Annotated in this window: 6 protein-coding genes; 3 read left to right on the top strand and 3 right to left on the bottom strand. The window is 62.7% G+C overall.

Features of this window, described 5'->3' with window-relative positions:
* Nucleotides 1-314: 314 nt before the first annotated feature.
* The 3 genes from ACY693_RS13640 to ACY693_RS13650 all read left to right on the top strand — a co-directional run bounded on the left by ACY693_RS13640 (nucleotide 315) and on the right by ACY693_RS13650 (nucleotide 1,927).
* Entirely contained in the window at nucleotides 315-845 is a 531-nt protein-coding gene (locus ACY693_RS13640) for a cytochrome P460 family protein (protein WP_462322375.1), read from the top strand.
* Between the two features lie 30 nt (nucleotides 846-875).
* A complete protein-coding gene (locus ACY693_RS13645) occupies nucleotides 876-1,496 on the top strand; it encodes a DUF2269 family protein (RefSeq protein WP_462322376.1) in 621 nt (206 codons plus the stop codon).
* 62 nt (nucleotides 1,497-1,558) lie between these two features.
* A complete protein-coding gene (locus tag ACY693_RS13650) occupies nucleotides 1,559-1,927 on the top strand; it encodes a SpoIIAA family protein (protein WP_462322377.1) in 369 nt (122 codons plus the stop codon).
* Nucleotides 1,928-1,998: 71 nt separating this feature from the next.
* Here ACY693_RS13650 and ACY693_RS13655 read toward each other — a convergent pair whose 3' ends face one another.
* From ACY693_RS13655 to ACY693_RS13665, 3 genes are all read right to left on the bottom strand, one after another.
* On the bottom strand, nucleotides 1,999-5,070 hold the full coding sequence (locus ACY693_RS13655; protein ID WP_462322378.1) for a type I restriction endonuclease subunit R: 3,072 nt from the start codon (nucleotides 5,068-5,070) through the stop codon (nucleotides 1,999-2,001).
* Nucleotides 5,070-5,219, bottom strand: coding sequence for a DUF4411 family protein (locus ACY693_RS13660; RefSeq protein ID WP_462322379.1), 150 nt, complete (start codon nucleotides 5,217-5,219; stop codon nucleotides 5,070-5,072). The genes ACY693_RS13655 and ACY693_RS13660 overlap by 1 nt, the downstream gene beginning before the upstream one ends.
* A 14-nt stretch (nucleotides 5,220-5,233) precedes the next feature.
* Nucleotides 5,234-6,078, bottom strand: an 845-nt coding sequence (locus ACY693_RS13665; RefSeq protein WP_462322380.1) for an ImmA/IrrE family metallo-endopeptidase, incomplete at its 5' end; no start/stop codon positions are given.

The raw sequence follows: 6,078 nt of genomic DNA on the forward strand, positions 1-6,078 counted from the left end.
CCGCTCTGGCGTGCAGGGTCCGGGTGGCCGAAAATCGCTACAGCGCAAATGTCTCGGCTTGCACCCTGCTTGCTCGAGGTTTCCAGGGTTGAGCCGGTGCCTGATCTCGTCAGCATCGCAGTCGGTCGACTCCCACCAGGCGGTTTCTAGGGTTGAGCTGATGCCTTGTCCGAAACGGGCACGACTTCTGCAGCGTCGCCCGGCTGAAACGGCTGAAACGCCTGAAGCCGTAGCCAAGAAGCCCTCGAGAAGCCAGCACACAGAGCACGAGCCCGGACACAGCCAGGGCACACTCACCCCGTGGAGGAACCATCATGACCCGATCCAAGACTACGCAATACCTGATCGCACTCACCGCCCTGCTCGCCGCTGCGACCACAACGGCTGAGCCACAGGCTGAGACTCAGCAAGGCGACACCAGCGTAATGCCAACGGATCTCGACGGCTATCGGTTCATCAATGCCGTCGCCATCGATGACCCCGATGACCCGTTGCATGGCTTCCATCACTTCTATCTCAACGAGGCCGGGATGCAGGCGTTTCGCGAAGGCGGCCCCTACCCAGTCGGCACCGAGTTCGTTGGGCTGGTCTACGAGATAACCCGGGACGGCCCAATCCGCAACGAAGGCGACGGCAAGGCGATCGCGCTGATGGAGAAGGTCGAGGGGGCCGAGGAGACCGGCGGCTGGCGGTTCGCGTTGCTGGGTCCGGACGGCTCGGCGATGGAGATCGATCCGGCCAAGGACTGCTTCGAGTGCCACACGCAGGTCCGTGAGCGCGATTTCGTCTTCTCGCAGCCGCATCACGTCGGCGAGCTCGGCTGGACGACAACCAAAGGACAGTAAGCAACGGAACAGTAACCAACGGAGACGGCATTGGTCTATGCCCTACTGAAAGCCGTCCATCTATTCGGCGTCGTGCTGCTGGTCGGCAATGTCATCGTGACCCTGGTCTGGAAGCTGGGTGCCGACCGCACCGGTGAGCCGTCGGTGATCGCCTTTGGTCAGCGTTTGGTGACTTTGACCGACTGGTGGTTCACGCTCGGCGGTGTCGTGCTGATCCTGATTGGCGGCTTCGGCGCGGCATGGGTCGCGGGGCTCGATCCTTTCGGGGTGTATTGGCTGTTCTGGGGTCAGGTCCTGTTTATCATTTCGGGGCTGCTTTGGGCGCTGATATTGATCCCGGCCCAGATCCGCCAAGCGCGCCAGGCCAACCGCTTTGCAACCACTGGCCTGATCCCAGCAGATTACTGGCGTGACGCCCGACGCTGGACCTGGTGGGGAATCCTAGCCATCGTGCCGCTGTTGGGCGCAATCTGGATCATGATTGCAAAACCCACAGCGGTGCCGGCGGAGCCGACGGATCGGCTCAATCGCGGCAAGCAGGAACAGATTCCGCGAGCCTGGACGGTAAGCACCGGGCTGGACGGTGAGCACCGAGGCGCAACTGCGGCTTACCCGACGAGCATCCACTTGAATGAGAGCCACTTGGACTAGACCCACTTGAGCTAGAGCCACTCACACTTGACCCAGAGTCACTAACCTGAGAGGTAGCACCCATGATCGAGGTCCGCGAACAGCCCAACAGCAACATCGTCGAGATGACGGTCTCGGGCTCCGTCACCGCCCAGGAGTTCGACAACGCGCTCGCAACCTTCAAGAGCGCTATCGAGCGTCACGGCCGTATCCGCCTCCTCGAGACCGTCGGCGAGCTAGACACCCCACCCATCCCCTGGAACAAGCTCTGGGACGACGTCAAATTCAGCTTTGAGCACCTCAGCGATGTCACCCATGTCGCCGTCGTTGCTGATCAAGGCTGGATTGGCGCCTACGTCAACATGCTCAACCCGCTGATGAAGGCCGAGATCAAGCACTTCAAGCACCCTGAACTGGAGGTTGCCCGGAGCTGGCTGGCCCAGGCGGCCTAGTCATTCAGGGAATGGAGTCCCCTTGTCAGTGAGGTACATCGACAAGGTAGAGAATCAGCGGCGCAGACGCTTTACGCCTCCCTGACGCTTTCAAAGATCTCGCGGGCCAAGTGCTCGCGCGCCGCTGAGCGAAACGCGTCATCCGTCATGACGCGATTGAAGATCTCTTCGTTACCCTCCATGCGCGCGATGAACAGCTCATCGAGGGTGCGATCCAGATAGGCGGCGAAGTTGGTGAGGTTGTTCGCGCGGGCGGCTTCGCTGATGGTCTCGTTCAATTCCGCAGAGGCGCGTATCTGGTCGAAGAACAGCTGATCGGCCGCGTTGAAGTCGGTGCCGAAGCGCTCGTTGAGCCGGTCGATCAGGCTCGACAGCGGTACGGCTTCATCCTTGATGCCGCCGGTACCCAGATCGATTGGCCCCTTCAACGGATAGGCCGTCCCCTCCCCGAGATCGATCGAGCCCTCGGTCATCTGCTGCAGGCGGAAGAAGCGCAGCGCCACTTCGTCATCCAGCACGAAGGCTTGGCCGTCGCCGCGCGCTGGGAGCTTGGCGAGCAGATTCCTGACGAACGCATACAGCCGCTCGAGGTCGCTGTCCTGGTAGGGAATGATCTGCGACAGGAAGGCGTAGAGGTTGCGGTAGGCCGTCAATTGGCCGCGGAACTGCTCGCGGTCTTCGTCCTCCCGAGTCTCAAAGCGTCGCACCACTGCATCGAGCACGGCATGCATCGCCTGATGGTCGCGCGGAGAGTGATCGGGCTTGGGCCGATACCAGATCTCGGCGAAGACGCTGACATCCGCTGCCGTGAAGATGGCCCACTCGAGCAGTCGGTGTTGCAGCTCGGAGAGGCGGTGTGGATCCGCGTTTTCGCCGACCGGTGTCGTCTCGTAGTAAGGCTTGAAGGCGCGGTAGATGTCATCCTCTTGGTTGATGAAATCGAGCACGAAGGTGCGCGACTTACCAGGCGCGATGCGATTGAGTCGGGACAGGGTCTGCACCGCCTGCACGCCGGACAAGCGCTTGACCACATACATGGTCTGGAGCAGTGGCTGATCGAAGCCGGTCTGGTACTTCTCGGCGACCAGCAGCACCCGGTAGTCGTCGCGTTCGAAGGTCTCTGGCAGCTCGCGTGCGGCGAGGCCGTCGTTCATCGCCACTTCGGTATAGGACGAACCCGGATCTTCCGGGTCCTCGACCGTGCCAGAGAAGGCCACCAGCGAGCGAATACCGCTGTAACCCTGATCCTGGATGTAGCGATCGAAGGCGTGCTTGTATCGCACCGCGGCCAGGCGCGAGCCGGTCACGACCATCGCCTTGGCGCGTCCGCCGAGCTCGTGCATCACGAAACGCCGGAAATGCTCGACGATCACTGTGACGATCTGCGCGATGTTGACCGGGTGCAGCTCCAAAAAGCCCGAGAGCGCCTTGGCGGCCTTGCGGCGGGGTACCTCGGGATCATCCTCGATCTGCTTGATCAGGCCATAAAAGCGCTGATAGGTGGTGTAGTGGGCGAGCACATCGAGGATGAAACCCTCTTCGATGGCTTGGCGCATGCTGTATTCATGGAAGGGTGGCGCGCCGGTCGGACCGGGCTCGTCGAACAGCACAAGGGTCTTGAACTTGGGTGTCGCGGTGAAGGCGAAGAAGCTCAGGTTCGGCTGTCGGCCGCGTTTCAGCGCCTCGCGCAGGCTGGCGATCTTGGCGTCATTGGAGAGGTCATCGCCCTCCTCCTCGGCCCCCTCATCGAGAAACTGGGCGGCAATGGCGGACTCGATCCCATCCTGGTTGAGCAGGCCCTTGAGCGCGACAGCGGTCTCGCCGCTCTGCGACGAATGCGCCTCATCGACGATGACCGCAAAGCGCTTGCCGGCGGTGTCGATCTGCACGCCGGCCCCTTGCTTCTCCAGCGTTGAGAGCGCCTGCGCGATGAAGGGGAATTTCTGGATGGTGGTGATGACGATGGGCGTACCCTGCGACAGGGCGCGGGCGAGCTGTTGGCTGTCCTCATCGATCTTCTCGACCACGCCCGTCTTGTGCTCGAACTGGTAGATGGTCGCCTGCAATTGCTGATCGAGCACCCGGCGGTCGGTGACCACGACGACCGAGTGGAAGACCTTTTCATCCTGCGCGTCGTGCAGGGTAGCAAGGCGATGGGCCAGCCAGGCGATGGTGTTGGACTTGCCGGACCCGGCCGAGTGCTTGACCAGATAGTTGTGGCCCGAGCCATGCGCCTTGGCATGGGCCACCAGTGTGCGCACCGCGTCGCGCTGCTGATAGCGCGGAAAGATCAGGGTCTCCTTGCGCAGAGTGCGGCTGCCCTTGTCGGTCTTGATCTGCTTCTCCTTGACCTCTAGGTGCATGAAGCGCTGCAGGATCTCGAGCAGACTGTCGGCCTGTAGCACCTCGTCCCAGAGGTAGTGCGTCTTCCAGTTGCCCGCCACCGGCGGGTTGCCGGCACCCTGATCATGGCCGCGGTTGAAGGGTAGGAAGTGCGTGTCCTTGCCGTTGAGCCGGGTCGTCATCCAGACCTCGTCCGGGTCAACCGCAAAGTGGACGAGCGCCCGCTTCTTGAACGCGAACAGCAGATCGCGCGCATCGCGCTCCTGTTGGTATTGCCGGATCGCATCGGCGGCGCGCTGGCCGGTCAGCGGATTCTTCAGCTCAGCGGTGGCAACCGGGAGACCGTTGACGGCGAGGGTCAGATCGATGATGCAGCGGCGATGCTGGCCGTCGGGCCGCTTCAGCACCGAGCTGAAGCCGACTTGGCGCGTGATGGTCAGCCGGTTCTTCGCATACTGCGCCGCCGCCTCGGGGTTCATGCGCGTGTTGGGCTGGAAATAGGCCATGCGTAAGGTCTTGCCGTAGCACTTGAAGCCGTGGCGCAGGACGTGCAGCGTACCTTTGAGATCAAGCTCCTTGCTCAGGCTGGACAGGATGGTGGTGGCGGTCTTTGGGCCGAGCAGTGCTTCCAGCGCCTGCCACTTAGCGGGTTGGCTGTCTTGCAGGAAGCCGGTGACGTCGTCAGGAAAGAGCGCGAGGGTTTCGTCGTAGTCTGTCGACCGGCGCTTCTCGTAACCGCCCGCACTCGTCAGACCGAACTCAATGGCGGCCTCAAAGGCCGCTTCATCATGTCCAGGCATCAGCTCTCCCTCGCAAAGTCGTAACGCACCTGCAGTGACCTCAGCATGGCAAAGGTGTTGTGGAAACGCACGCCGAACTGATCGCACACGTCGGGCAACAGGATGCGGCGGCGCGCCCCAGGCTGGGGCTGCTCGTTGGTCGATGACATGGTCGGCTCTGGCGTCATGGCAGGTCCACACCAAGACGGCGTGCGGACTCCTGGAAGGTGCCGCCATGCAGCCCGGTCAAGTCATAGGCATCCTTGAACCCGATCCGTCCCTCCTTGGCCGCGCGCATGACCTGGATGGCAAACAATCGGCCCACACGCAGGTTCTGGCTGTTGTAGAAACTGCCGCCCCCGACGCCCTGGCTCCTCTGCTTTTTCTCGCGCTGGATGTAAGCGTCATAGAAGTCAAAGAACGCCGCACGATCCGTCAGCCCTAGGTCCATGGCCCGGCGTCCGATGACGATGGGGCTGACCTTGAATGCGCTTGCGAGGGACTCGAACGGCGACGCGTCGCGCTTTACTTGCGGCCACAGCGCTCGAAGCTCGGCCGCCGGTACGAGAAATTCAGCGGCAGCACGGTCGCAAAAGGTTTCCACGCGGCCGCCATCAGGAAAGATGCCGGGGAACCCGGACAGCCCCGCCCCTTCGGCGCCAAGCCAGAGGTGCGCTAGCTCATGGGCCAGCGTGAACATCTGGGCCGACTTGGCATCCGCGCCGTTCACGAAGACCAGGGGCGCCAGGTCGTCAGTCAGCGCGAAGCCTCGGAACTCCTCGACATTCAGCCGGCGGTGGGTGTCGTTGCCGACGATGCCATTGATCACCGCGATGACTCCCTGCTCCTCGATGGCGGCGCGTAAGGCGCTCACGGCCTCCGGCCAGGTCCGTACCTGCGCAGCCCAACCGTCACCGAGCCCGAGCAGCCGGCGCATCTCCCGACCGACCGCATCCGGTGCGTCGGACAGGCCGGCGCTGCCGACGAAGGCGAGCGGCTCCGCATCACTATCCAGCCGCTCCTCGCGCA

The organism is Halochromatium sp. (assembly GCF_054919635.1).